At 60.0% G+C, this 26730-nt stretch carries 21 protein-coding genes and 2 pseudogenes; 16 read left to right on the top strand and 7 right to left on the bottom strand.

Annotated features, from left to right (window positions below; all coding sequences use genetic code 11):
- The first annotated feature begins 28 nt into the window (after positions 1-28).
- Positions 29-1897, top strand: coding sequence for a hypothetical protein (locus HP062_RS18460; protein WP_172791849.1), 1869 nt, complete (start codon positions 29-31; stop codon positions 1895-1897).
- A gap of 27 nt (positions 1898-1924) precedes the next feature.
- A complete protein-coding gene (locus HP062_RS18455) occupies positions 1925-3169 on the top strand; it encodes a metallophosphoesterase (RefSeq protein ID WP_172791848.1) in 1245 nt (414 codons plus the stop codon).
- 107 nt (positions 3170-3276) lie between these two features.
- Here HP062_RS18455 and gbcA read toward each other — a convergent pair whose 3' ends face one another.
- On the bottom strand, positions 3277-4572 hold the full coding sequence (gene gbcA / locus HP062_RS18450; RefSeq protein ID WP_010467026.1) for a glycine-betaine demethylase subunit GbcA: 1296 nt from the start codon (positions 4570-4572) through the stop codon (positions 3277-3279).
- 295 nt (positions 4573-4867) lie between these two features.
- Here gbcA and gbcB point away from each other — a divergent pair, with 295 nt between their 5' ends.
- Positions 4868-5968 carry a glycine-betaine demethylase subunit GbcB gene (gene gbcB / locus HP062_RS18445; protein WP_010467027.1) on the top strand — a complete coding sequence of 367 codons (1101 nt, stop codon included), beginning with the start codon at positions 4868-4870 and terminating at the stop codon, positions 5966-5968.
- A 99-nt stretch (positions 5969-6067) separates the two neighbouring features.
- Here the strand turns inward: gbcB and HP062_RS18440 are convergent.
- Both HP062_RS18440 and HP062_RS18435 read right to left on the bottom strand, forming a co-directional pair.
- Positions 6068-6891, bottom strand: a pseudogene (locus tag HP062_RS18440) (SDR family oxidoreductase).
- 264 nt (positions 6892-7155) lie between these two features.
- Positions 7156-8196 (bottom strand): low specificity L-threonine aldolase, encoded by a 1041-nt coding sequence (locus HP062_RS18435; RefSeq protein WP_010467030.1) that lies wholly within the window; start codon positions 8194-8196, stop codon positions 7156-7158.
- A 133-nt stretch (positions 8197-8329) separates the two neighbouring features.
- Between HP062_RS18435 and HP062_RS18430 the strand changes: the two genes are divergently transcribed.
- From HP062_RS18430 to fdhA, 8 genes are all read left to right on the top strand, one after another.
- On the top strand, positions 8330-9046 hold the full coding sequence (locus HP062_RS18430) for a TraX family protein (RefSeq protein WP_172791847.1): 717 nt from the start codon (positions 8330-8332) through the stop codon (positions 9044-9046).
- Between the two features lie 284 nt (positions 9047-9330).
- A complete protein-coding gene (glyA, locus tag HP062_RS18425) occupies positions 9331-10584 on the top strand; it encodes a serine hydroxymethyltransferase (protein ID WP_010467035.1) in 1254 nt (417 codons plus the stop codon).
- A gap of 23 nt (positions 10585-10607) precedes the next feature.
- A complete protein-coding gene (locus HP062_RS18420) occupies positions 10608-11858 on the top strand; it encodes a sarcosine oxidase subunit beta (RefSeq protein WP_007947735.1) in 1251 nt (416 codons plus the stop codon).
- Between the two features lie 14 nt (positions 11859-11872).
- Positions 11873-12202, top strand: coding sequence for a sarcosine oxidase subunit delta (locus HP062_RS18415; RefSeq protein ID WP_010467039.1), 330 nt, complete (start codon positions 11873-11875; stop codon positions 12200-12202).
- Positions 12199-15216, top strand: a complete 3018-nt coding sequence (locus HP062_RS18410; protein ID WP_172791846.1) for a sarcosine oxidase subunit alpha — start codon at positions 12199-12201, stop codon at positions 15214-15216. The genes HP062_RS18415 and HP062_RS18410 overlap by 4 nt, the downstream gene beginning before the upstream one ends.
- A 149-nt stretch (positions 15217-15365) precedes the next feature.
- The gene (locus tag HP062_RS18405) at positions 15366-15998 is read left to right on the top strand and encodes a sarcosine oxidase subunit gamma (protein WP_077747276.1); all 633 of its coding nucleotides are present in this window, start codon (positions 15366-15368) and stop codon (positions 15996-15998) included.
- A 147-nt stretch (positions 15999-16145) separates the two neighbouring features.
- Positions 16146-17003: a formyltetrahydrofolate deformylase gene (purU, locus tag HP062_RS18400; RefSeq protein WP_172791845.1), complete on the top strand. Its 858-nt coding sequence runs from the start codon at positions 16146-16148 to the stop codon at positions 17001-17003.
- A gap of 205 nt (positions 17004-17208) precedes the next feature.
- Entirely contained in the window at positions 17209-18408 is a 1200-nt protein-coding gene (gene fdhA / locus HP062_RS18395) for a formaldehyde dehydrogenase, glutathione-independent (RefSeq protein WP_077747277.1), read from the top strand.
- Positions 18409-18473: 65 nt separating this feature from the next.
- Here fdhA and HP062_RS18390 read toward each other — a convergent pair whose 3' ends face one another.
- Together HP062_RS18390 and HP062_RS18385 are read right to left on the bottom strand one after the other, a co-directional pair.
- Positions 18474-18863, bottom strand: a complete 390-nt coding sequence (locus HP062_RS18390) for a DUF3757 domain-containing protein (protein ID WP_083375609.1) — start codon at positions 18861-18863, stop codon at positions 18474-18476.
- A gap of 468 nt (positions 18864-19331) precedes the next feature.
- Positions 19332-19544 (bottom strand): cold-shock protein, encoded by a 213-nt coding sequence (locus HP062_RS18385; protein ID WP_010467055.1) that lies wholly within the window; start codon positions 19542-19544, stop codon positions 19332-19334.
- 321 nt (positions 19545-19865) lie between these two features.
- On the opposite strand from HP062_RS18385, the pseudogene HP062_RS18380 reads away from it, so the two are divergent.
- Positions 19866-20419, top strand: a pseudogene (locus tag HP062_RS18380) (DUF2780 domain-containing protein).
- A gap of 1 nt (position 20420) precedes the next feature.
- Here the strand turns inward: HP062_RS18380 and HP062_RS18375 are convergent.
- Positions 20421-21308 (bottom strand): acyltransferase, encoded by an 888-nt coding sequence (locus HP062_RS18375; RefSeq protein WP_172791844.1) that lies wholly within the window; start codon positions 21306-21308, stop codon positions 20421-20423.
- A gap of 339 nt (positions 21309-21647) precedes the next feature.
- Between HP062_RS18375 and HP062_RS18370 the strand changes: the two genes are divergently transcribed.
- The 4 genes from HP062_RS18370 (at position 21648) to creD (ending at position 25860) form a co-directional block, all read left to right on the top strand.
- On the top strand, positions 21648-22154 hold the full coding sequence (locus HP062_RS18370) for an ATP-dependent zinc protease (RefSeq protein WP_010467060.1): 507 nt from the start codon (positions 21648-21650) through the stop codon (positions 22152-22154).
- 59 nt (positions 22155-22213) lie between these two features.
- Entirely contained in the window at positions 22214-22894 is a 681-nt protein-coding gene (gene creB, locus HP062_RS18365; RefSeq protein WP_172791843.1) for a two-component system response regulator CreB, read from the top strand.
- Positions 22894-24312 (top strand): two-component system sensor histidine kinase CreC, encoded by a 1419-nt coding sequence (gene creC / locus HP062_RS18360; protein WP_172791842.1) that lies wholly within the window; start codon positions 22894-22896, stop codon positions 24310-24312. Before creB ends, creC begins: the two co-directional genes overlap by 1 nt.
- Positions 24313-24489: 177 nt before the next feature.
- On the top strand, positions 24490-25860 hold the full coding sequence (gene creD / locus HP062_RS18355; RefSeq protein ID WP_172791841.1) for a cell envelope integrity protein CreD: 1371 nt from the start codon (positions 24490-24492) through the stop codon (positions 25858-25860).
- Positions 25861-26070: 210 nt separating this feature from the next.
- Here the strand turns inward: creD and HP062_RS18350 are convergent, their stop codons facing one another.
- On the bottom strand, positions 26071-26700 hold the full coding sequence (locus HP062_RS18350) for a glutathione S-transferase (protein ID WP_077747449.1): 630 nt from the start codon (positions 26698-26700) through the stop codon (positions 26071-26073).
- Positions 26701-26730: the final 30 nt, after the last annotated feature.

The raw sequence follows: 26730 nt of genomic DNA, 5'->3' as shown, positions 1-26730 counted from the left end.
TGTTCAGGATTAGAAGGAAATGGATGATATGGACAGTTACATCCGCTGGTTCCAACGCTTCATCTGGCTAGGCATCGTGATGAACATGGTCTTCGCGATCCCGGCGCTTTTCGCTCCGGCGCTGCTGACCTCGATGCTCGGCATGCCACCGCAACTCTCCGATCCATGGCTTGAAAACGCCGGCATGCTGCTGGTGGGTATCAGCGTGTTCTACATGCCGTCGGGCTTCAATGCATCGCGGTTTGTGGTGCATTCCTGGTTATGTGTATTGTCGCGACTGATCGCCGTGGCGTTCTGGATCTACCTGATCAACACCAGCAGCCAGGCATCAGTGTTCGTGCCGATGCTGATGGGCGATCTGAGCATGTTCCTGATCCTCGGCATCCTGCTGTACCTGGGCAGCACGCCGGCCAATCGTCCGTTGGCGTTGCTCTGTGATGGCTGGCGGGAATGGCGTGCCGGCTGGGCGCTGCGCTGGCAGCGGCACAGTTTCAAGGTCGGCACGCTGATCGTGGTCCTGGTGCTGGGATTTATCGGTTACGAGACTTGGTACCAGATGCTGCGGGTGGTGCCAGCCGAGAAGTACGCCTCCGACGAAGACCACTACAAGTACGCCGCCATCGGCTTGGGCATTGAAGCGCGCATCCCGTATTACCTGTTCGCCGTGCTGCCGCAGATGTGTCCCGAGAAACTGCCCAGACCCGGCGGCTATGAAGTCTTCGGTTTCCTCTTTGAGAACGGCAAGGACCTGCCCATCGGCATGGCCAAGCGGCAGATCGGCTACCCGACCGTTGAGCCAAACTGCGCCCTGTGTCACACAGGTTCCTACCGGGCCAATGCCAGCGACGTTGCCACCCCGGTGGCCACCGCCCCGGCCAATACCCTGCAACTGCAAGCCTTTCAGTGGTTCGCCTACGATTGCGCCAGCGATCCGACATTCACCACCGACGCGGTGATGACTGCGATCAACGGCAAGTTCCAACTCGGTTTTTTCGAGCGCTTGTACAACCGCTACCTCATCATTCCGATGGCCAAGAGCGCGTTGCTCAAACAGAAACAGGCCTACGCCTGGCAGAAGCTGCGCCCGCAACAGGGACCGGGGCGCACCGACACCTTCAACCCGACGAAAATGGTGGTGTTCGGCTTCCCGGATGACTCGACCATCGGCACCGTCGACCTGCCGCAAGTCTGGAACCAGAAACCCCGGGAGTCGCTGTACCTGCACTGGGACGGCAACAACAACGACATCCACGAGCGCAACTACGCAGCGGCAATGGCCGTGGGTGCGACGCCGGAATCTGTGCTGCCGGAAAGCTTCAACCGCGTGACCAACTGGCTGCTCGGCACCAAGCCGCCCGCCTGGCCGTTCGCGCTGGACCAGGCCAAGGTCGCCCAGGGCAAACCGCTCTGGGATCAGAACTGCGCCGGTTGTCACGACTTCGGTCGCACCGACACCGGCCAGGTCACCACCCACATCGACGAACTGGGCACCGATCCCCATCGCCTGAACTCGTTCACCACGGGGTTGGTGGAGGCCTTCCACACCTTCAAGAAACCGCCATTCGACTTCAACGCCTATCGCAAGACCCAGAGCTACAGCAACACGCCGACCGATGGTGTCTGGCTGCGGGCGCCCTACCTGCATAACGGTTCGGTGCCCACGCTGTGGGATCTGCTGCAGACGCCGGAACAGCGGCCGTCGGTGTTCTACACCGGCTCCGATGTGTACGACCAGGAAAAGGTCGGCTTCGTCACGAGCGGGGCGCAGGCCAAGGCCTCGGCGGACTTCAAATACGACACGCGCCTGGAGGGCAACCACAACAGCGGCCACCTGTACGGCACGCAACTGTCGGACATCGATAAACGGGCGCTCATCGAGTTCATGAAAACCCTGTGATCCCACTACGGATGGAGGAATGCCAACATGTCATTAGTTACTCATTGGGAACATGAATACGACAAGGTCAAAGTTCGCGTGCATGGGCTGTTCACGCGATTGGAAATGTCCTGGAAAAAGCTCATCAGCGAGCTTGAGCCCGAGGAGTTCCAGGCCATCGTCGCCCTGTTGCAGCGTGGCCACGATCAGGCGCAATACGTGCTCAAACACGGCGATCTGCCGGCCGATCAGCCGAGCGTGCCGTGGGAGTTGTCCCACGGTTTGTCGATCCTGCACATCGGCAACGCCACGCCTTTGCCGCAATCGGTCGACCAGTTGCAGACCCGGGTGCTCAAGGACGGCAGTCTGCTGGGCTGTCGCAAGTGGGAACTGCTGGATCTGTTGTGGAGCGAAGCGCTGCTCAAGTGGATCGAAAACCTGCGCCATCACGCGCCGTTCGCCACTAACCCGGCATTGATGAAGATGGACAGTGACGTGGTGCTGGCGATCGCCGGCGACTGGGGCACCGGTCCGTTCGACAGCCATGCCCCGGCAGTGGCGGTGGCCAACCAGATGCAACTGGCTCAGGCCGATTTCACTATTCACCTGGGGGATGTGTATTACGCCGGCACCCATTCCCAGGAAGACGTCGACATGGTCGGCTGGCCCATGGGCAAGCACGGCTCGTTCACCCTCAATTCCAATCACGAGATGTACAGCGGCGCCCATGGTTATTTCAAGGAACTGGCCAAGCGTTTTCCGGCGCAGCAAGGCACCAGTTATTTCGCGTTGTACAACGACGATTGGCTGGTGGTCGGGCTCGATACGGCCTATGCGTCAGACGCCATCAATCTGTACATGGACGGCACGCTGAACAAGGAGCAGATCGCCTGGATGAAAGAACTGCCCCAGCGCAAGAAGATCATGGTGCTCAGTCACCATCAGGGGTTCGATATTTCCGGGCACAACAAGACGGCATTGTATCAGCCGGTCTGTGATGCGCTGGGGCGGGAGCCTGATTACTGGTATTGGGGGCATTTGCACAATGGCATTTGCTATGCGGCCCAGGGTGGACTGCATGCGCGTTGCGCCGGACATGGGGCGATTCCGTATGGCAATGCCAGCGAGCTGGACGGGCATACACGGGTGTTGTGGTCGGAAACCGAGAATGCGCGGGATGAGGCGTACCCGGATCGGGTGTTGAATGGGTATGTGAAGGTGCGGTTGGTGGGGGAGCACATCGAAGAGACGTTTATCGGGGAGGATGGCAGCGTGAGGTGGTCTTCAAGTTGATCGGGTGAATGTGAGGCCGTCATCGCGAGCAGGCTCGCTCCCACATTCGATCTTCAGCGCACCAAAGATCCCCTGTGGGAGCGAGCCTGCTCGCGATGCTTTTGCTGTTAGCCCTGAACCGGAACGCCCTTGAGGTAAGGCGCAGGCTCGGCCCCGAGGTTGCTCAACAGACGCTCGCTGTACCAGTCCACAAAGTTCACCACACCAAACTCATAGGTCTTGGAGTAAGGCCCTGGCTGGTACGCCGTGGAGTTGATCCCGCGCTGGTTCTCTTCGGCCAGACGGCGATCCTGGTCGTTGGTGGCGTCCCAGACCTGGCGCATGCGCTCCACGTCGTAGTCCACGCCTTCAACCGCGTCCTTGTGGACGATCCACTTGGTGGTGACCATGGTTTCCTGAGCGCTGATCGGCCACACGGTGAAGACGATGATGTGATCGCCCATGCAGTGGTTCCAGGAGTGCGGCAGGTGCAGGATGCGCATCGAGCCCAGGTCCGGGTTCTTGATGCGGCCCATGAGTTTGGCGCAGCCCTGTTTGCCGTCCAGGGTCATCGACACAGTGCCCTTGAGCAGCGGCATGCGCACGATGCGGTTACGCAGGCCGAAACTGGCGTGGGCGTAAGGGATCTTCTCGGCTTCCCAGGCAGCGGCGGAGGCCGCGACGTGGTCTTTGAAGGCCTGGTCGGCACGCGGGTCGGTGACGTCGTCCCATTCCAGCAGGGTTTTCAGCAGTTCCGGGTGCGACGCGTTGCAGTGGTAGCACTCGCGGTTGTTTTCCAGCACCAGCTTCCAGTTGGCCTTTTCCATCAAGGTGGTGGTAATCGCCACCTTGGTGTTTTCCATGTCATACGGTTCCATGTAATGGTTCAGCGTCGACAGGAAGTCATCAATGGCTGGCGGGTTTTCCGACAGGCTGATGAAGATGTAGCCGCCGGCGGTCTTCACGTTCACCGGTTTGAGGCCGTACTGCTTCATGTCGAAGTCGGCGCCCATTTCGGTGCCGGCGAACAGCAGGCGACCGTCCAGTTCGTAAGTCCACTGGTGGTAATGGCAGACCAGTTTGGCAACCTTGCCCTTTTCACTGGTGCACAGACGCGAGCCGCGGTGACGACAGACGTTGTGGAATGCATGGATCACGCCTTCGGCGCCGCGAATCACGATGATCGGATTCTTGCCGACTTGCAGGGTCAGGTAGTTGCCCTTGGTCGGGATCTCGCAAGCCATGCCGGCGATCAACCACTCTTTCTGGAAGATTTCCTGCATGTCGATATCAAACAGCCGCTCGTCAGAGTAAAACGGCTGCGGCAGCGAGAAAGTGCGCTCGCGCTCTTGCAGCATCTGCGCGGTGGCCTTGCGTGCGGGTTCCAGCGGATCGCCCAGGCTGATTTTTGCGGTGACGTCCATCGATTTGATCCTCAAGGCCATTCTGTGTGGCCGGCGAAAGTGGCTAATCAGGTTTGCTACGCAAGGTGTAAAGCAAGGTGTAAAGATTGTGTCTTGGTATGGAGCGAGTGTGGGGCCGGCGCTGGGCAGAACCTTATCCATGGGCGACATGGCCCAATCTGTTCCCGACGCGCAACCCCCGGTAGTTGGGGGCTGGTCGCGATAAGTATGTGAATGTCGCAGATAGGTAAATGGGTGGCTCGCGCTATACGCAGAATCGCCAACATAAGGCCGACCATCGGCGGTGGAGAACAGCATGTCCAACAGCTTCCTGAATCCGGTAACCACCCAGACCTGGGCCAACGGTCGACACATCGTCCGTTGCGTCAAAGTCATCCAGGAAACCTGGGATGTGCGCACCTTCTGCTTTATGGCCGACCAGCCGATCCTGTTCTTCTTCAAGCCGGGGCAGTTCGTCACCCTGGAGCTGGAAATCGAAGGCGTGCCGATCATGCGCTCCTACACCATTTCCAGCTCGCCATCGGTGCCGTACAGCTTTTCGGTGACGATCAAGCGCGTACCGGGCGGCAAAGTCTCGAACTGGTTGCACGACACGCTGCATGAAGGTCAGGAGCTGGCGGTGCACGGGCCGGTCGGGCTGTTCAACGCCATGGACTTCACCGCGCCGAAGGTGTTGTACCTCAGCGGCGGCGTCGGCATCACGCCGGTCATGTCGATGGCGCGCTGGTTCTACGACACCAACGGCAACGTCGACATGGTGTTTATCCACAGCGCCCGCTCGCCCAAAGACATCATTTATCACCGCGAGCTGGAACACATGGCGTCGCGGATCGATAACTTCAGCCTGCACCTGATCTGCGAGAAGCATGGTCTGGGTGAGCCGTGGGCGGGTTATCGCGGTTACCTGAACCACAAGATGCTCGAACTGATGGCCCCGGACTTCATGGAGCGCGAAGTGTTCTGCTGCGGCCCGACGCCATACATGAACGCGGTCAAGCGCATGCTCGAGACCGCCGGTTTCGACATGTCGCGTTACCACGAGGAATCCTTCGGTGCCACGCCGCCGGAAGCCCGCGCCGATGCGGTGGAACAGGCAGAAATTGCTGCCGACGCGCCGGAAGTTGATCTGGCGGACCTGCATCAAGTCGAATTTATCTCCTCCGGCAAGAGCATTCGCGTGGCCCCGGGTGAAACCGTGCATGCGGCGGCGGCCAAGCTGGGCTTGCTGATTCCGAAGGCCTGCGGCATGGGCATTTGCGGCACGTGCAAGGTATTGAAGCTGGGCGGCGAGGTCGAAATGGACCACAACGGCGGGATTACCGAGGAAGACGAAGCCGAAGGCTACATCCTGTCGTGCTGCAGCGTGCCGAAGGGTGACGTGCGCATCGAATTCTGATTCGCGCCGCGCAACCTGTAGGAGCGAGCCTGCTCGCGATAGCGGTGGTGAATGTACCGGCGCTATCGCGAGCAGGCTCGCTCCTACAGGTGTTGGTATTCAGTCGACAAACAAATCTGGCATCAGCGTGTCGTTGGTGCCGGGCTCGAAACGGTAATGATCGAATTCGGTCACGCCGTGCTCCCGCAGAATGTCCTCATCAATCAGCAACCGCCCGGTAATGCTGCGACTGCTGCTGTCCAGAATTGCGTAAGCAGCATCGGCCATGATCGCCGGCGTTCGTGCGTGTTTGAAGGATTCCCTCGAGCCAAGCTGAAACTCGATGGCCGCCGTCGCAATCATCGTCTGCGGCCACAACGAATTGACGCTGATGCCATAACTGGCAAATTCCTCACTCATGCCCAGGGTCAGCATGCTCATGCCGTATTTGGTCACCGTGTAGGGGCTGTATTGGGCGAACCATTTCGTCGCCAGGTTCAACGGTGGCGACAGGTTAAGAATGTGACCCTTGGTTTTTTTCAGATAGGGCAGGGCAGCCTGGCTGCACAGCAACACGGCGCGGGTGTTGATTTGGTGCATCAGGTCGAAGCGCTTGAGCTCGATGTGTTGAACGCCGGTCAGCTTGATCGCCCCGGCGTTGTTGATCAATGCATCGATACCGCCGAAATGTTCGTGGGCCTGGGCCAGCGCCTCGCGTACCGCGAGTTCATCGCGAACATCCACCTGCAAGGCCAGCGCCTTGCCGCCCGCGTCTTCAACTTCCTTGGCCACGCTGAAAATCGTGCCGGGCAGTTTGGGGTGGGGGCGGCGCTTTTGGCGGCAATCACAATGTTGGCCCCATCCCGCGCAGCTCGCAGCGCGATCTCACGACCAATCCCACGGCTGGCACCGGTAATGAACAGGGTTTTGCCTTGTAAGGACATGCGTACGCTCCTGATTATTATTGTCTGAGCGGATAGAAGCGGCTCGCCAATCAATGTAGACCAAGAGTTTCAGGGTGAGTGATCAGGGGAGGGGGAAAGGGGTTTTGTGGCGAGGGAGCTTGCTCCCGCTGGGCTGCGAAGCGGCCCCGAATACTGAGAATGCGGTCTGTCTGGCAGACCGCATTGGCTGGTTCTACGACGGCTGCGCCGCCGAGCGGGAGCAAGCTCCCTCGCCACAGGGGATCGGGTTGCTGTTTGAAGGAATCAGTGGGACATGACTTCACGGATATCTGCCGCGAGTTCACGGACGCGCTCTTCCTCGGTATCCCACGAGCACATGAAGCGTGCGCCGCCGTTGCCGATGAAGGTGTAGAAACGCCAGCCCTTGGCCGTCAGTGCAGCGATGGCCGGCTCCGACAGTTGCAGGAACACGCCGTTGGCCTGTACCGGGAACATCAGTTCCACGCCGGGAATATCGCTGACCAGTTCTGCCAGGAGCTGCGCGCAATGGTTGGCGTGGCGGGCGTATTTGAGCCAGGCGTCGTTTTCCAGAATCCCGACCCACGGTGCCGACAGGAAACGCATTTTCGAGGCCAGTTGCCCCGCCTGTTTGCAGCGGTAGTCGAAGTCTTCGGCCAGTTTGTGGTTGAAGAACAGAATCGCTTCACCCACCGCCATGCCGTTTTTCGTGCCGCCGAAGCACAACACATCGACGCCGGCTTTCCAGGTCAGGTCGGCCGGGGAGCAGCCGAGGAATGCGCAGGCGTTGGAGAAGCGCGCGCCGTCCATGTGCAGGTTCAGGCCCAGCTCTTTGCAGGTGGCGCTGATGGCGCGGATTTCTTCCGGGGTGTAGACGCTGCCGACTTCGGTGGCCTGGGTCAGGGTCACGACGCGGGGTTTCGGGTAGTGGATGTCCTGGCGCTTGAGGGCGACTTCGCGGATCGATTCCGGGGTCAGCTTGCCGTTTTCAGTACGGGCAATGAGCAACTTGGAACCGTTGGAGAAGAATTCCGGCGCGCCGCACTCGTCGGTTTCGACGTGGGCGGTTTCCGAGCAGATCACGCTGTGGTAACTCTGGCACAGCGACGACAGGGCCAGCGAGTTGGCCGCGGTGCCGTTGAAGGCGAAAAACACTTCGCAGTCGGTTTCGAACAGTTTGCGGAAATCATCGGACGCGCGTGCGGTCCATTCATCGTCGCCGTAAGCGCGTTGGTGGCCGTGGTTGGCCTGTTCCATGGCAGCCCAGGCTTCAGGGCAGATACCGGAATAGTTGTCGCTGGCGAATTGTTGGCTCTTATCGGTCATGGCCCTGCTTTCCGTGGTCGAGACGCTTATGGTGAAGCGCCTCGTGGTCAATGATGGTGCGCACTTTACCGAAGATCATCCGGCGAGCACACGGGATGCGTCTGACAGAACACTACAAAGACGACGGGCAATTATGCACATGACGCAAAGGGATGGGGCACTGGATCTGCTCAAGTGGCTGGCGCTATTGAGCATGGTGCTCGATCACCTGCGATATGTCGGTTACTCCGTCGATCTGCTGTATGTGCCGGGACGGCTGGCGTTTCCGTGGTTCTGCCTGGCGATGGCGGCCAACCTTGCGCGCACTGGTGCCACGACGACCGACGGCCAGTGGCGATACCTGGGCTGGTTACTGTTGTTCAGCGCCCTGAGCGAAATTCCCTACCGGATGTACATTCCCGATCCCGACACCTTGAACGTGTTGCCTACGCTGACGCTGGGATTGCTGGTGGCTCGTGGCTGGCAGGATCAACGCCTGCAATCACGACTGCTCGCGGTGGTCGCGCTGGCGCTGGCGGCGCTGTTCCCGCAGTGGCTGATGTTTGGATTCTTCGGGGTGCTGCTGCCGCTGGCGACGTTGCTGGTGATCCGCCGGCCCTGGTATTTCAGCCTGTTGCCGGGGTTGGTGTGCCTGGCGGCGAATCAATGGGAGGTGCTGTTTTACTCCGCGCGGATCGGCAACCGTGCAGCCTTCCTCGGCATTGCCGCTTGTCTGATTGCGCCATTGCTCGGGTTGTTCCTGTTGCGACATACCCGGCATTTCCAGCCGCCGCCAATGCGGCGTTGGGCGTATGCCTTGTATCCGCTGCATTTTCTGCTGTTGCTCGCAATGCGCCAGGCAATCGCCTGACCCCTGTAGGAGTGAGCCTGCTCGCGATGAGGCCGTCACAGCCAGCATTGATGTTGCCTGACCCACCGCTATCGCGAGCAGGCTCACTCCTACAGGGGTTCCTTGGTGATTTGAGGAGTGTGTTCGGCATGCCATTTCCCGCCATGTCGTAAACGCACCTTTGCGTGGCGTCCGTAGGCATTTGGCCTGTCTGCGCCGGTCATACCATCGCATCAAAGGGCACTGTCGAAACACCGGTGCCTTACCGAGACGAATGGCGTATAGATGCCGCTGGGAGAGACGCGATGTTCAGCAAGCAAGACCAGATCCAGGGTTACGACGATGCACTGCTGGCGGCGATGAATGCCGAGGAGCAACGCCAGGAAGATCACATCGAGCTGATCGCGTCAGAGAACTACACCAGCAAACGCGTCATGGAAGCGCAAGGCAGCGGCCTGACCAACAAATACGCCGAAGGCTATCCGGGCAAGCGCTACTACGGTGGCTGCGAGCACGTCGATAAAGTTGAAGCGCTGGCCATCGAACGCGCCAAGCAACTGTTCGGTGCCGACTACGCCAACGTCCAGCCGCACTCTGGCTCTTCGGCCAACAGTGCTGTGTATCTGGCTCTGATCCAGCCGGGCGACACCATCCTCGGCATGAGCCTGGCCCACGGTGGTCACCTGACCCACGGCGCCAAAGTGTCGTCCTCGGGCAAGCTGTACAACGCCGTGCAGTACGGCATCGACACCAAAACCGGGTTGATCGATTACGACGAAGTCGAGCGCCTGGCGGTCGAATGCAAACCGAAGATGATCGTTGCCGGCTTCTCGGCTTACTCCAAGACCCTCGACTTCCCACGTTTCCGTCAGATCGCCGACAAGGTCGGTGCGCTGCTGTTCGTCGACATGGCCCACGTGGCCGGTCTGGTCGCTGCTGGCCTGTATCCGAATCCGCTGCCGTACGCCGACGTGGTCACCACCACCACCCACAAGACCCTGCGCGGTCCGCGTGGCGGCCTGATCCTGTGCAAGTCCAACGAAGAAATCGAGAAAAAGCTCAACGCTGCGGTATTCCCCGGCGCACAGGGCGGCCCGCTGATGCACGTCATCGCCGGTAAAGCCGTGTGCTTCAAGGAAGCGCTGGAGCCTGGTTTCAAGGTTTACCAGCAACAAGTGATCGACAACGCCCAGGCCATGGCCGGCGTGTTTATCAAACGCGGCTACGATGTAGTGTCCGGCGGCACCGATAACCACCTGTTCCTGGTCAGCCTGATCCGTCAGGGCCTCACCGGCAAAGAGGCGGATGCAGCACTCGGTCGCGCCCACATCACCGTCAACAAGAACGCTGTCCCGAACGATCCACAGTCGCCGTTCGTGACCTCCGGCCTGCGCATCGGCACCCCGGCGGTGACCACGCGCGGCTTCAAGGTGACCCAGTGCGTGGAACTGGCCGGCTGGATCTGCGACATCCTCGACAACCTCGGCGACGCCGACGTGGAAGCGAATGTTGCCCAGCAAGTGTCGGCCCTGTGCGCGGACTTCCCGGTTTATCGCTGAGCGCGGTTTTGGAGTAAATGACTATGCAACGCTACTCGGGCTTCGGCCTCTTCAAACACTCCCTCAGCCATCACGAAAACTGGCAGAAAATGTGGCGCACGCCGACCCCTAAAAAGGTCTATGACGTGGTCATCGTCGGCGGTGGCGGGCATGGTCTCGCCACGGCTTACTACCTGGCCAAAGAGCACGGCATCACCAACGTGGCCGTGGTCGAGAAGGGCTGGCTGGGCGGCGGTAACACCGCGCGCAACACCACCATCGTTCGCTCCAACTACCTGTGGGACGAGTCGGCGCACCTGTACGAACACGCGATGAAATTGTGGGAAGGCCTGTCCCAGGATCTGAACTACAACGTCATGTTCTCCCAGCGCGGCGTTTACAACCTGTGCCACACCCTGCAAGACATCCGTGATTCCGAGCGTCGGGTCAGCGCCAACCGCCTCAACGGCGTCGACGGCGAACTGCTCGATGCCAAGCAAGTGGCCGACGAGATCCCGTACCTCGACTGCTCCAAGAACACCCGCTACCCGGTGATGGGCGCGACCGTCCAGCGTCGCGGCGGCGTGGCTCGTCACGATGCCGTGGCCTGGGGCTTTGCCCGTGCCGCTGACGCACTGGGCGTGGACCTGATCCAGCAGACCGAAGTGATCGGCTTCCGCAAGGAAAATGGCGTGTGCATCGGCGTTGAAACCAACAAAGGCTTCATCGGCGCCAAGCGCGTCGGCGTGGTGACCGCCGGTAACTCCGGGCACATGGCCAAGCTGGCCGGTTTCCGCCTGCCGATCGAATCCCATCCGCTGCAAGCGCTGGTGTCCGAGCCGATCAAGCCGATTATCGACAGCGTGATCATGTCCAACGCCGTACACGGTTACATCAGCCAGTCCGACAAGGGCGACCTGGTGATCGGCGCCGGTATCGACGGCTACAACGGCTACGGCCAGCGTGGTTCGTACCCGGTGATCGAACACACCATCCAGGCCATCGTCGAGATGTTCCCGGTGTTGTCCCGCGTGCGCATGAACCGGCAGTGGGGCGGCATCGTCGACACCACACCGGATGCCTGCCCGATCATCTCGAAAACCCCGGTCCCGAACATGTTCTTCAACTGCGGTTGGGGCACCGGCGGCTTCAAGGCCACACCTGGCTCGGGCAACGTGTTTGCCGCGAGTCTGGCCAAGGGTGAAATGCACCCATTGGCTGCACCTTTCTCCATCGACCGTTTCCACAACGGTGCGTTGATCGATGAACACGGCGCTGCTGCGGTTGCCCACTAACAGGAGAAATCCCCATGTTGCATATCTTCTGTCCTCACTGCGGCGAGTTGCGCTCCGAAGAGGAATTCCACGCATCCGGCCAGGCGCACATTCCGCGCCCACTGGATCCGAACACCTGCACCGACGAGGAGTGGGGCGACTACATGTTCTTCCGCGATAACCCTCGCGGTCTGCACCACGAGCTGTGGGATCACGTCGCCGGTTGCCGTCAGTATTTCAACGCGACCCGCGACACCGTGACCTACGAGATTCTCGAGACCTACAAGATCGGCGCCAAGCCGCAGTTCACCGACAAGACCGATAGCCCGAAAGCGGCCACGACGGCTCTGGGAGAGAAGGTATGAGCCAGATCAATCGCCTGTCCAACGGCGGACGGATCGACCGCAACAAAGTGCTGAGCTTCACCTTCAACGGTCAGGTCTACAAAGGCTTTGAAGGCGATTCGCTGGCCGCTGCCCTGCTGGCCAACGGTGTCGACATCATCGGTCGCAGCTTCAAGTACTCCCGTCCGCGCGGCATCTTCGCTGCCGGCGCTGAAGAGCCGAACGCCGTGCTGCAGATCGGCGCGACCGAAGCCACGCAGATCCCCAACGTGCGCGCCACGCAACAAGCGCTGTATCAAGGTCTGGTCGCCACCAGCACCAACGGCTGGCCAAGCGTGAACAACGACATGATGGGGATTCTCGGCAAGGTCGGCGGCAAGCTGATGCCGCCGGGCTTCTACTACAAAACCTTCATGTACCCGCAATCGTTCTGGATGACTTACGAGAAGTACATCCGTAAGGCCGCCGGCCTTGGCCGCTCGCCGACCGAGAACGATCCGGACACCTACGACTACATGAACCAGCACTGCGACGTGCTGATCGTCGGCGGTGGCCCCGCAGGTCTGGCCGCTGCACTGGCGGCTGCGCGCAGCGGTGCTCGTGTCATCCTCGCCGATGAACAGGAAGAGTTCGGTGGCAGCCTGCTCGACTCCCGCGAAAGCCTCGACGGCAAGCCAGCGGCCGAGTGGGTCGCCAGCGTCATCGCCGAACTGAAAGACACCCCGGACGTGCTGCTGTTGCCGCGCGCCACGGTCAACGGTTACCACGACCATAACTTCCTGACCATTCACGAGCGCCTGACCGATCACCTCGGCGACCGCGCTCCGATTGGCCAGGTGCGCCAGCGCATCCATCGGGTTCGCGCCAAACGTGTGGTGCTGGCAACCGGCGCTCACGAGCGCCCACTGGTCTACGGCAACAACGACGTGCCGGGCAACATGCTGGCCGGCGCTGTCTCGACTTACGTTCGCCGTTACGGCGTGGCACCGGGCAAGAAACTGGTGCTGTCGACCAACAACGATCACGCCTACCGCGTTGCCCTGGATTGGCTCGATGCCAGCCTGCAAGTGGTGGCCATCGCCGACGCCCGCAGCAATCCGCGCGGTGCACTGGTTGAAGAGGCGCGCGCCAAAGGCATTCGCATCCTGACCGGCAGCGCCGTGATCGAGGCCCGTGGCAGCAAGCACGTGACCGCCGCTCGCGTTGCCGCGATCGATGTCAAAGCACACGCCGTGACCAGCCCTGGCGAGTGGCTTGATTGCGATTTGATCGCCAGCTCCGGTGGTTACAGCCCGGTGGTTCACTTGGCTTCGCACCTGGGTGGCAAACCGATCTGGCGTGAAGACATCCTCGGTTTCGTACCGGGCGAAGCACCGCAGAAACGCGTGTGCGTTGGTGGCATCAACGGCGTCTACGGCCTCGGCGATTCGTTGGCCGATGGTTTTGAAGGCGGCGCTCGCGCAGCCAGCGAAGCCGGTTTCAGTGTGGTCGAAGGCACGTTGCCGAAAGCCCTGAGCCGTCTCGAAGAGCCCACCCTGGCGCTGTTCCAGGTGCCACACGAAAAAGGCACCGCGCGCGGACCGAAGCAATTCGTCGACCTGCAAAACGACGTCACCGCCGCCGCCATCGAACTGGCGACCCGCGAAGGCTTCGAGTCGGTCGAGCACGTCAAACGCTACACCGCACTGGGCTTCGGCACTGACCAGGGCAAGCTCGGCAACGTCAACGGCCTGGCCATCGCCGCCCGTTCGCTGAACGTGACCATCCCGCAGATGGGCACCACCATGTTCCGCCCGAACTACACGCCGGTTACCTTCGGCGCCGTGGCCGGTCGTCACTGTGGGCACATCTTCGAACCTGTCCGTCACACCGCGCTGCATCACTGGCACGTGAAAAACGGCGCCGAGTTTGAAGACGTCGGTCAGTGGAAGCGTCCTTGGTACTTCCCGAAAAACGGTGAAGACATTCACGCTGCCGTTAAACGCGAATGCAAAGCCGTGCGCGACAGCGTCGGCCTGCTGGACGCTTCGACCCTGGGCAAGATCGACATCCAGGGCCCGGACACCCGCGAGTTCCTGAACCGCATCTACACCAACGCCTGGACCAAGCTCGACGTGGGCAAGGCCCGTTACGGCCTGATGTGCAAAGAAGACGGCATGGTGTTCGACGACGGCGTGACCGCATGCCTGGCCGATAACCACTTCGTGATGACCACCACCACCGGCGGCGCTGCTCGCGTGCTGCAATGGCTGGAAATCTACCACCAGACCGAATGGCCAGACCTGAAGGTGTACTTCACGTCCGTGACGGATCACTGGGCAACCATGACCCTGTCCGGGCCGAACAGCCGCAAGCTGCTCAGCGAAGTGACCGACGCCGATCTGAGCAACGAAGCCTTCCCGTTCATGACCTGGAAAGAAGCGTTGGTCGGCGGTGTGCCGGCGCGGATTTTCCGGATTTCGTTTACCGGTGAGCTGTCGTACGAAGTCAACGTGCAAGCCGACTATGCGATGGGCGTGCTCGAGAAAATCGTCGAGGCTGGCAAGCAGTACAACCTGACCCCGTATGGCACCGAAACCATGCACATCCTGCGGGCCGAGAAGGGCTTCATCATCGTCGGTCAGGACACCGACGGCTCGATGACCCCGGACGACCTGAACATGGGCTGGTGTGTCGGTCGCACCAAACCGTTCTCGTGGATTGGCCAGCGTGGCATGAACCGCGAAGACTGCGTGCGTGATCAACGCAAACAGCTGGTGGGCCTGAAGCCGATCGACCCGACCAAATGGCTGCCGGAAGGTGCGCAACTGGTGTTCAACACCAAGCAGACGATCCCGATGACGATGGTCGGTCACGTCACTTCAAGCTACCTGCACAACTCCCTGGGCTATTCGTTTGCCATGGGCGTGGTGAAGGGCGGTTTGAAGCGCATCGGTGAGCGCGTGTTCGCACCGCTGGCCGATGGCAGCGTGATCGAGGCGGAAATCGTTTCTTCGGTGTTCTTCGATCCAAAGGGTGATCGCCAGAACATCTAATGGCTTCGGGTCCTGTGGGGTGCCTGCTACCGCCTTCGCGAGCAGGCTCGCTCCCACAGGAGATCGCGGTCAAATGTGGGAGCTAGCCTGCTGGCGATGACGGCAGTGCAGCCACCACAGGAACCAACAGAATTCAGGAAAGGTGCTTTATGACCGCAGCCAATGTGTACCAACAACGCCCAACCACCGGGGCCAAGGCCGAGTCGTCGCTGCATCATGCCGGCCTCGCCAGCCTGGTGGGCAAGGGCCGTAAAAGCGCCGGCGTGATCGTGCGTGAGAAAAAACTCCTCGGCCACCTGACCATTCGTGGTGATGGCCACGATGCGGCGTTCGCCGCTGGCGTGCACAAGGCCCTCGGGATCGAACTGCCGGCCGCGCTGACCGTCGTCGTCAAAGGCGAAACCAGCCTGCAATGGATGGGGCCGGATGAATGGCTGCTGATCGTGCCGACCGGCGAAGAATTCGCGGCCGAGCAAAAACTGCGTGAAGCGCTGGGCGACCTGCACATCGCGATCACCAACGTCAGCGGCGGCCAGCAGATCCTCGAACTGAGCGGCCCGAACGTGCGCCAGGTGCTGATGAAATCCACCAGCTACGACGTGCACCCCAACAGCTTCCCGGTGGGCAAGGCTGTCGGCACCGTGTTTGCCAAGTCGCAACTGGTGATCCGCCACACCGCCGAAGACACCTGGGAACTGCTGATCCGTCGCAGCTTCTCGGATTACTGGTGGTTGTGGTTGCAGGATGCAGCGGCGGAATACGGCCTGAGCGTCCAGGCCTGATCAGGAGGCGATCACCTGTGGGAGCGAGCCTGCTCGCGAAGACGGTATCTCAGCGACATTGATGTCGACTGACACGCCCTCTTCGCGAGCAGGCTCGCTCCCAAAGGAGAATGTTTTGTTCCCCGAACTCTCAGGAGTCACCGCACTATGAGCCGCGCCCCAGACACATGGATTCTGACCGCCGACTGCCCAAGCGTCCTCGGCACCGTGGACGCGGTGACCCGCTTTCTGTTCGAGCAGGGCTGCTACGTCACCGAGCACCATTCCTTCGATGACCGGCTCTCGGGCCGTTTCTTCATTCGCGTGGAATTCCGCCAGCCCGATGGCTTCGACGAGCAAGCCTTCCGCGCCGGACTGGAAGAGCGTGGCAAAGCCTTCGGCATGGTCTTCGAGCTGACACCGCCGAACTACCGGCCAAAAGTGGTGATCATGGTCTCCAAGGCCGATCACTGCCTCAACGATTTGCTCTACCGCCAACGCATTGGCCAATTGTCGATGGACGTGGCCGCCGTGGTGTCCAACCACCCGGACCTCAAACCGTTGGCCGACTGGCATCAGATTCCGTATTACCACTTCCCGCTGGACCCGAACGACAAGCCGTCGCAAGAGCGTAAGGTGTGGCAGGTGATCGAAGAATCCGGCGCTGAACTGGTGATTCTTGCCCGCTATATGCAAGTCCTGTCGCCCGAGCTGTGCCGCAAACTCGACGGCAAGGCGATCAACATCCATCACTCGTTGCTGCCGGGTTTCAAGGGCGCCAAGCCTTATCACCAGGCCTATAACAAGGGTGTGAAACTGGTCGGCGCCACAGCGCACTACATCAACAACGACCTGGACGAAGGCCCGATCATCGCCCAGGGCGTAGAGGCCGTGGACCACAGTCACTACCCGGAAGACTTGATCGCCAAAGGTCGGGATATCGAAGGGCTGACCCTGGCGCGGGCCGTCGGGTATCACATTGAACGACGAGTGTTTCTCAACGCCAATCGCACGGTCGTTCTCTAGTTCGCTTTCGCAAGCAGGCTCGCTCCCACAGGTTTTGTGTTGGTCACAGACGTGTGTACACCCCCGATCAAATGTGGGAGCGAGCCTGCTCGCGAAGAGGCCCTATCAGGCAACACAAGACACACAGGCAACAACCAGAGCAATCAACGCGCCGCCGCTTCATGGCGACGCGACCGCTACATAAAAACAACAGCGAGGTGAAAGCATGTCTGGCAATCGTGGTGTGGTGTATCTCGGCAATGGCAAGGTCGAGGTGCAAAAAATCGACTATCCGAAAATGCAGGACCCGCGCGGCAGGAAGATTAACCACGCCGTCATCCTGCGTGTGGTTTCCACCAACATCTGTGGTTCCGACCAGCACATGGTGCGCGGCCGTACCACTGCTCAGACCGGCCTGGTGCTGGGCCACGAAATCACTGGCGAAGTGATCGAGAAGGGCAGCGACGTCGAAAACCTGCAGATCGGCGATCTGGTCTCCGTGCCGTTCAACGTGGCTTGCGGGCGCTGCCGTTCCTGCAAGGAAATGCATACCGGTGTTTGCCTCAGCGTTAACCCGGCGCGTCCGGGCGGTGCTTACGGTTATGTCGACATGGGCGACTGGACCGGCGGCCAGGCTGAATACGCGATGGTGCCGTATGCCGACTTCAACCTGCTGAAACTGCCTGATCGTGATCGCGCGATGGAAAAAATCCGCGACCTGACCTGCCTCTCCGACATCCTGCCGACCGGTTACCACGGCGCAGTCACCGCCGGCGTTGGCCCAGGCAGCACCGTGTACATTGCTGGCGCCGGCCCTGTCGGTCTGGCCGCTGCCGCGTCCGCCCGCCTGCTGGGCGCGGCGGTGGTGATTGTTGGTGACGTCAACACCGTCCGCCTGGCACACGCCAAGGCCCAGGGTTTCGAAATCGCCGACCTGTCCCTGGACACCCCGCTGCACGAACAAATTGCTGCACTGCTGGGCGAACCAGAAGTGGATTGCGCCGTCGACGCCGTAGGCTTCGAAGCGCGCGGCCACGGCCATGACGGCGTGAAACACGAGGCCCCGGCCACCGTGCTCAACTCGCTGATGGGCGTGGTACGGGTTGCCGGCAAAATCGGTATCCCGGGCCTGTACGTGACCGAAGATCCAGGTGCCGTCGATGCTGCCGCAAAAATGGGCAGCCTCAGCATCCGCTTCGGCCTGGGCTGGGCCAAATCCCACAGCTTCCACACCGGCCAGACGCCCGTGATGAAGTACAACCGCCAGCTGATGCAGGCGATCATGTGGGACCGCATTCACATTGCCGACATCGTTGGCGTGGAAGTCATCAGCCTTGATGACGCGCCACGCGGTTATGGTGAGTTCGATGCGGGCGTGCCGAAGAAGTTTGTGATTGATCCGCATAAGTTGTTCAGCGCGGCGTAAGCGTTACGCAAGACGGGAGAAGGGCGACAGTGATGTCGCCCTTTTTCATGGCTGTCCGGTGACACCTAATTGCTCAAAGAGAATGAGCAGTCATTGTTGGGTTTAGAATAACAGCGATTCGATTCGTCCCAATTCGCAGGCGCCGCGGCTTTCCAGTTGACTACATTGTCTAGAAACAAGGCCAGATTTTGGTAGCGGCAACTCAACTGACTGACTTTCACTGGCCCGTTTTCGGTTTCGTCTTCAGTGATATACGCCGCATCTTCAAAAACCAGAGTCTTAACATCGACCGGTTGTCCCGGATCTTCTCCTTTCCAGATATGGCCGGATTTGTCCTTGGCTTCAAAGCCACTCTTTGTTTTGTAAATAGATGAGGGTTCAGGGCAAGTATCTGCGTAGGTATAGTTACTCACGGTCAGGATTGCTAAAACGCTGGCAATAATCTTTGTCTGCATGGTGTCTAACCCCCGTTTGTTTGTCCGTAATAAACACTCGCGTTGATACCTATTGCCAGCTAATTGCCGTAAGTGAAGAAAAACAATAGCTTCAGTTGGTATGTACGCACAAGAGAAGCAGGACTTACGGTCAAAGCCAAATAGATTTAATGAGGCTTTTTGTCGCTTACCACTATGATGTTCTTTGCGTACCACTGTCCGTTATCGCCTTGGACTAGGTCATACGTCACCTTATCGCCGACCTTTGGATGACGGTCGCCCGGGTTGATGCAAAAGATAATTGGCTGAGTCTCCAGTTCTATATGTTCCAAACTTTTCGATGGCGACGAAGTAGGTTCGTTAACGACTGTAGTATCGCACTTTTCTGTTTTTCGCCTCATCGCCGTGTCTCCGATAAGAATGGCCTGCCCTAACGACTAGGTGGAAGCAGGCCTGGTCGAGTCTTCAACGACTTTGGTCATTGTTTATTTATTCGGTGCGTACCTGCGCAGCCTGTTGACCTTTTTGCCCTTTTTCTGAAACGTAAGATACTGCTTGTCCCTCTTTCAAAGTTTTAAAGCCGTCTGATTCAATTGCTTTGAAGTGTACGAAAAGTTCCGCTCCTCCACTATCTGGAGTGATAAATCCAAAGCCCTTTTCATCGTTAAACCATTTAACTATACCTGTTTCTCTGCCAGCCATATTAATGCTTCCTACCAGATCGAAAACGAAGAGGTGCGAGCTGCTATTTAATAACTCACTCCCGATTGCTGTTGTTACAAACTCAGCTTAGTTTGTGCTGCGAAACGGTCGCAACTGTCAGATATGACAGATTTTTATACCGGTTTGATGTAGTCAGGTTGTTTCTTATAGCAGTCAATTAACTGGTCTATCTCATGCTATGCACTTCCAAAGGCAAAAAATGCCTGCGCCAGCAAGGAACAACACCCCCCAAACCCCGGTCAAATCGGCAGTTTTCCCGCCCACACACGGGCGGCTCTCACGGCGCAAGAGGATGTCTGGATGAAGATTTCACGCGGTTTAGCACTGGCTTCGCTGATGACCCTCGCGGCCAGCCCGGTCTTCGCCGGTTTCAGCCTGGACGATGTGACCAAAGCCGCTTCGAGCATGCAGGGGGTAATGCTGCCGCAGCGGCTGCGCCAACGTCAGAAACGGCCGGATTGTTGAGCGCGCTCAGCGAATTGAACGTGACACCTCAACAGGCCGTCGGCGGGACTGGGGCGATGCTGGGGCTGGCGAAGAATCAGTTGAACTCGACCGATTACTCGGAACTGGCCAAAAGCGTTCCGGGTATCGACAAGTTGTCCGGCGGCGGTGAGCTGGGTGCGCTGGCCGGCCTGCTTGGGTCTTCCGGCAAGGCGGCCGGTCTGGACAATGCCTTTGGTGCCGTGAAGAACACCAACGATCTGAACAACGCTTTCAGCGCGTTGGGCATGGACAGCGGCATGATCGGCCAGTTTGCCCCGGTGCTGTTGCAATACCTCGGTCAGCAGGGCGTTGGTGGCTCGTTGCTGGAAAGCCTGGGCGGGATCTGGGGCGCCGGCACCGGCAGTTGATTCAACGGCGCTCGGCGCACAACGCGTCGATGCGTTGATCCTTCTCGATCCAGAGCTGGTTGACCCAGTTCTGGACCGTTTCGCGAAACACCGGATCGTTTTCGTAATCGCCTTGCCACAGCGCCGGGTCGAGTTCTCGGGTCTTGATGTCGATGATGACCCTCGGCACGTTGCCACTGATCAAATCCCAAAACCCCGGAATCTGCTGCTGCGGATACACCACCGTCACATCAAGCACGGCATCCAGCTGTTCGCCCATTGCCGCCAGGACAAACGCCACGCCGCCGGCCTTGGGCTTGAGCAGGTGAGTGAAGGGTGACTGCTGCTGAGTGCTTTTCGCTGCGGTGTATCGGGTGCCTTCCAGGTAATTGACCACGGTCACCGGCTGACGCTTGTACAACTCGCACGCCGCTTTAGTGATTTCCAGATCCTTGCCGGCCAGCTCAGGGTGCTTGGCCAAGAATGACTTGGTGTAGCGCTTCATGAACGGATAATCCAGGGCCCACCACGCCAGCCCCAGGAATGGCACCCAGATCAGTTCCTTCTTGAGGAAGAACTTGAAGAACGGCGTGCGGCGGTTCAGGGCCTGGATCAACGCCGGGATATCGACCCAGGATTGATGGTTGCTGATCACCAGGTATGAGGTATCGACGCGCAGACCCTCGCCACCACGAATGTCCCACTGGGTCGGGATGCACCACTTGAAGATCAGCTTGTCGATCTCGGCCCAGGTTTCGGCGACCCACATCACCGCCCATGAGGCGTAGTCGCGATAGCGACCAGGCAAGACCAGTTTGAGCAGCGCAAACACCATCAGCGGCCCGATCAGGACCAGGGTGTTGAGCAACAGCAGCAGGGTAACGAAACAGCCGGTGAGCAGGCGGCGCATAAGTAACTCTTGAAAGCGTTTGGGCGCGTCATGATATTCAGCTTCGGGCCGCAGGCCAAATCGGCGGTGACGAATGTTTCACCTTTACATCGTTATGCTTGCCGCCTGATGAGATCACCTGTGGCGAGGGAGCTTGCTCCCGCCGGGCTGCGAAGCGGCCCCAAAAGCTAATGTGAAGCGGCGTGTCAGGAACACCGAGTTGAATGGATTTACGGCGGCTTCGCCGCCCAACGGGAGCAAGCTCCCTCGCCACAAAGCTAGGTGGCCGTCCAACTATCTTTGTTGTTTGCGGTCTAGAATTTGGCCACTGCGCCCCCATTCCCAAAGGATGCCCATTACGTGAAATCCCTCCTTGCACTGCTTTCTCTCGTGGCCCTGCCGGTCCTGGCCGCCGAGCCGACGCTGTACGGGCGTTACGAATACATTGCGCTGCCGGAAATCGGCGGCGAAGTCCTCAAGGCCAAAATGGACACCGGCGCCCTGACGGCCTCGCTGTCGGCCAAGGACATCGAAACCTTCACCCGCGACGGCGACGAGTGGGTCCGTTTCCGCCTCGCCACCAAAGACGCGAGCAACAAGGTCTACGAGCATAAGGTTGCGCGGATCAGCAAGATCAAGACCCGCTCCGAAGAGGATGACGATGACAAGGAAGCCGTCGAGCCGACCAAGCGCCCGGTGGTCGATCTGGAACTGTGCCTGGGCAACGTCAAGCGCACTGTCGAGGTCAACCTTACCGACCGCAGCAGCTTCAACTATCCGCTGTTGATCGGTGCCAAGGCCTTGCGTGAATTCGGTGCGGCGGTCAACCCGGCGCGGCGTTTCACGGCCGACAAACCCGACTGCTGATTGACGGAACGAGAGGCTTGGGGCACCGTTCGCCCACTTAACTGCCGGGCTCGGACGCCATGCCTCATATCCTGATTGTCGAAGACGAAGCGGCGATTGCCGACACCCTGATATTCGCGTTGCAGGGCGAGGGGTTCGCCACGACCTGGTTGAGCCTCGGCGCGGCGGCGCTGGAGCATCAGCGCCAGACCCCGGCCGACCTGATCATTCTCGACATCGGCCTGCCGGACATCAGCGGCTTCGAGACCTGCAAGCAACTGCGGCGTTTCAGCGAAGTGCCGGTAATCTTCCTCAGCGCCCGTGACGCGGAAATCGACCGCGTCGTGGGCCTGGAAATCGGCGCCGACGACTACGTGGTCAAGCCGTTCAGCCCCCGGGAAGTCGCGGCGCGGGTCCGGGCGATTCTCAAGCGCATGGCGCCGCGACCGGTGGCCGAAGTCTCATCGGCGTTGTTTCGGGTCGACTGCCAACGCGTGCAGATCAGCTATCGCAATCAACCATTGAATCTCACCCGGCACGAATTCCGTCTGCTGCAATGCCTGCTGGAACAACCCGAACGCGTCTTCAGTCGCGAGCAATTGCTCGATGCGCTGGGCGTGGCCGCCGATGCCGGTTACGAGCGCAGCATCGACAGCCATATCAAAAGCGTGCGTGCCAAATTGCGTCTGGTGAAGGCTGACGCCGAACCGATCCAGACCCATCGCGGCCTCGGTTACAGCTACAGCCCGGGGCACAGCTGATGCCGTTGGGGATCCGGATTTTCCTGGTCTACGTGCTGTTTATCGGCCTGACCGGTTACTTCGTGCTCAACACCGTGATGGAAGAAATCCGCCCAGGGGTGCGCCAGTCCACGGAAGAAACCCTGGTCGACACCGCCAACCTGATGGCCGAGATCCTGCGCGACGATTTCAAGGCCGGCACCCTCAACCACAACCGCTGGCCCGAGCTGCTCAGGGCCTATGGCGAACGGCAGCCGAAGGCAAGCATCTGGGGCTTGCCGAAGAACCAGGTCAACCACCGGATTTACGTCACCGACGCCAAAGGCATCGTCGTGCTGGACTCCAGTGGCGCAGCGGTGGGGCAGGACTATTCACGATGGAACGACGTGTACCTGACGTTGCGCGGTGAATACGGCGCACGTTCCACCCGCAGCGATCCGAACGATGCGACCTCTTCGGTGATGCACGTCGGCGCGCCGATTCGCGACAACGGCCGGATCATCGGCGTGGTCACTGTGGCCAAGCCCAACAGTTCGTTGCAGCCTTACGTGGATCGCACCGAACGTCGATTGCTCGCTTATGGCGCCGGGTTGATCGGCCTGGGCCTGCTGTTCGGCGCGCTGTTGTCATGGTGGCTGAGCGCGGCGCTGCGGCGGTTGACCGCCTATGCCCAAGCGGTGAGTGAGGGCCGGCGCGTCGAGGTGCCGCATTATCGCGGCGGGGAGTTGGAGCAACTGGCGACGGCGGTGGAACAGATGCGAACCCAGCTGGAAGGCAAAGCCTACGTCGAGCGTTATGTGCACACCCTGACCCATGAATTGAAAAGCCCATTGGCGGCGATTCGCGGTGCAGCTGAGTTGCTGCAAGGTGAAATGCCGTTGGCTCAGCAGCAGCGTTTCGTCAGCAACATCGACAGTGAAAGTGTGCGGATGCAGCAGTTGATTGAGCGGTTGCTGAACCTGGCCCAGGTTGAGCAGCGTCAAGGGCTGGAAGAGCGGGTGGCGGTGCCGTTGGCGGGTTTGGTGGATGAGTTGCTCAACGCCCAGGCCGCGCGGATCGAAGGAAAAAAGTTGCGCGTGGAACAGAGGATCGCGCCGGATATGACCCTGCATGGCGAGCCGTTTCTGTTGCGGCAGGCGCTGGGGAATCTGCTGGAGAATGCTTTGGATTTCACCCCCCCTCAGGGGCTGCTGCGGTTCAGCGCCGAGAGGGTCGGCGAGCAGATCGAGTTCAGGTTGTTCAATCAGGCCGAGGCGATTCCCGACTATGCGTTACCGCGTTTGAGCGAGCGTTTCTACTCGCTGCCGCGCCCGGACAGTGGGCGCAAGAGCACCGGGTTGGGGCTTAACTTTGTGGAAGAAGTGGTGAAACTGCATGGTGGGGCATTGAGCATCGGCAATGTCCAGGGTGGTGTTGAAGTCAGGTTGCGCCTGGCTTAGGACCGAGTCGCGGCCCATCGCGAGCAGGCTCACTCCTGCAGGGGGACCGCAGATCAACTGTGGGAGCGAGCCTGCTCGCGATGGGGCCGGCCCAGACTCCACACAATCTCCATATTCCCCTCATAAATCCCCCACACACCGATTCCAGACTCTCCCCATCCAAACAGGGAGAGTCCCATGAACCGCAGCCTGACCCTAAAACTCGGGGCAATCGCCCTTCTGATTCTGCTATTGCTGATTCCGTTGCTGATGATCAACGGCGTCATCCAGGACCGCCAGCAATTGCGCGACGGTGTGCTTGAAGACATTGCCCGCAGCTCCAGCTACAGCCAGCAACTGAACGGGCCGCTGATGGTGGTGCCGTATCGCAAAGTGGTGCGCACCTGGAAGCTCAACGAAAAAACCAACCAGCGTTATCAGGAAGTCGGTGAGGAGCGCGGTCGTCTGTATTTCCTCCCGGAACGCTTCGAACTCGATGGCCAGGTGCAGACCGAACTGCGCTCCCGAGGCATTTACGAGGCGCGCCTGTTCCACGCCGACAACCGCATCAGCGGGCATTTCTCGGTCCCGGCGCAACTGGGCATCAAGGAAGATTTTGCCGATTACCAGTTCGACCAGCCGTTTCTGGCCGTCGGTATCAGCGACATTCGCGGCATCGAAAACGCCCTGAAACTCGAACTCAATGACCAGCGGCTGGACTTTGTTCCGGGGACCCAGGTGGGCTGGTTAGGCGAAGGTGTACACGTGACATTGCCAGCGCTGGATGCCAGGCAAGCCACGGAATTGACCTTCGGTTTCGACCTGCGGCTGCAAGGCACCGGTCAGTTGCAGATCCTTCCCGTGGGCAAGACCAGCAAGGTGTCGCTGAGCGCCAACTGGCCGCACCCAAGCTTCATCGGCAACTACCTGCCGGCCCAGCGTGAAGTCACTGATCAGGGGTTTACCGCCAACTGGCAGACCTCGTTTTTCTCCACGAACCTGCAGGAAGCGCTGAGCAGTTGTGTGTCCGGCGGTGGGTGCGAGGCGTACAGCGGCCGCAGCTTTGGCGTGAGTTTCATTGATCCGGTGGACCAATACCTCAAGAGCGATCGGGCGATCAAATACGCACTGCTGTTCATCGTGCTGACCTTCGCCGGATTCTTCCTCTTCGAAGTGCTGAAAAGCCTGGCGGTGCACCCGGTGCAATACGCATTGGTGGGGGTTGCGCTGGCATTCTTCTACCTGTTGCTGCTGTCGCTGTCGGAGCACATCGGTTTTGCCCTGGCTTATCTGTTGTCGGCCGGCGGCTGCGTGTTGCTGATCGGGTTCTATGTCTGCCATGTGTTGCGAAGCGCGCGTCACGGCTTGAGCTTTTCGGCGGGGTTGGCGGCGTTGTATGGCTTGCTCTACGGCTTGTTGAGTGCCGAGGACTACGCGTTGTTGATGGGCTCGTTGTTGCTGTTCGGCTTGCTCGGCGTGTTCATGGTGCTGACCCGCAAGCTGGATTGGTACGGGATCGGGCAGAAGCCGGCCAAGCCGTTGGCGTTTGATCTGGGGGCGGTGGAATGAGCCGGTCGGTGGGGTTGCGCGAGGATCAGCGGGAGGGGGAAGAGTTGGCGAAGCAGATATTCGGTTTGTTTCCTGTTGACCCGGTGTGGTGCCATCGTGAGCAGGCTCGGTCCCACAAGGGATCTGCAGTGAACACAAGGTTCGTGCACACCACCGATCAACTGTGGGAGCGAGCCTGCTCGCGATGAGGCCGCACCCGTCAGCGAAGATTCAAACCTTCGGCATCGTCGCCACCATCGACGGCCGCTGGCTCACCTCGAAATACCAGGCCGCCAGCTGGGGATTCGCCTCGCGCCATTGCAGATCCGGATGGCGCAGGTCGAGGTAACCCAACGCACACGCCACACTGATCGCCGCCACATCGAAATGGCTGGTCAGCTCGGCAATCGCGTCCTTCTCCAACAGCGCCAGTGCGCGACGAATCTTGTCGCGCTGGCCATCGAGCCATTCGTCCCACTGTTTTTCGGGGGCGCGCAGGACCACTTCATAACGAACCACCACCGAAGCGTCCATGATCCCGTCGGCCAGCGAGGCCAGGGTCAAACGGCGCCAGCGGGCCGAACCGTCGCGGGGGATCAGCGGGTTGCCGACGTGTTGATGATCGAGGTAATCGAGGATCACCCGGCTGTCATGGATAACGTTGCCGTCGGCCAGGCGCAGGGCCGGGATCTTGCCCAGCGGGTTGTCCTCGTTGAGCGCCTGATCCGGGCTTACCGGTGTGAGCACGCAGTCTTGCAGCGCCACGCGGTCGGTCTGACCGGTTTCGTGCAACAGCACCATGACTTTGCGGACGAAGGGCGATAACGAATTGTGGAACAGGGTCATGCTGGGGGCGGACATGGCAGCGTCTCGGAGTTGGGCAGTGCTGGG

It is taken from the genome of Pseudomonas sp. B14-6 (genome assembly GCF_013260315.1).
Classification (GTDB): domain Bacteria; phylum Pseudomonadota; class Gammaproteobacteria; order Pseudomonadales; family Pseudomonadaceae; genus Aquipseudomonas; species Aquipseudomonas mandelii.
Note: the sequence above shows the minus strand (reverse complement) of the source record. Positions and strands in the feature narration are given on the sequence as shown.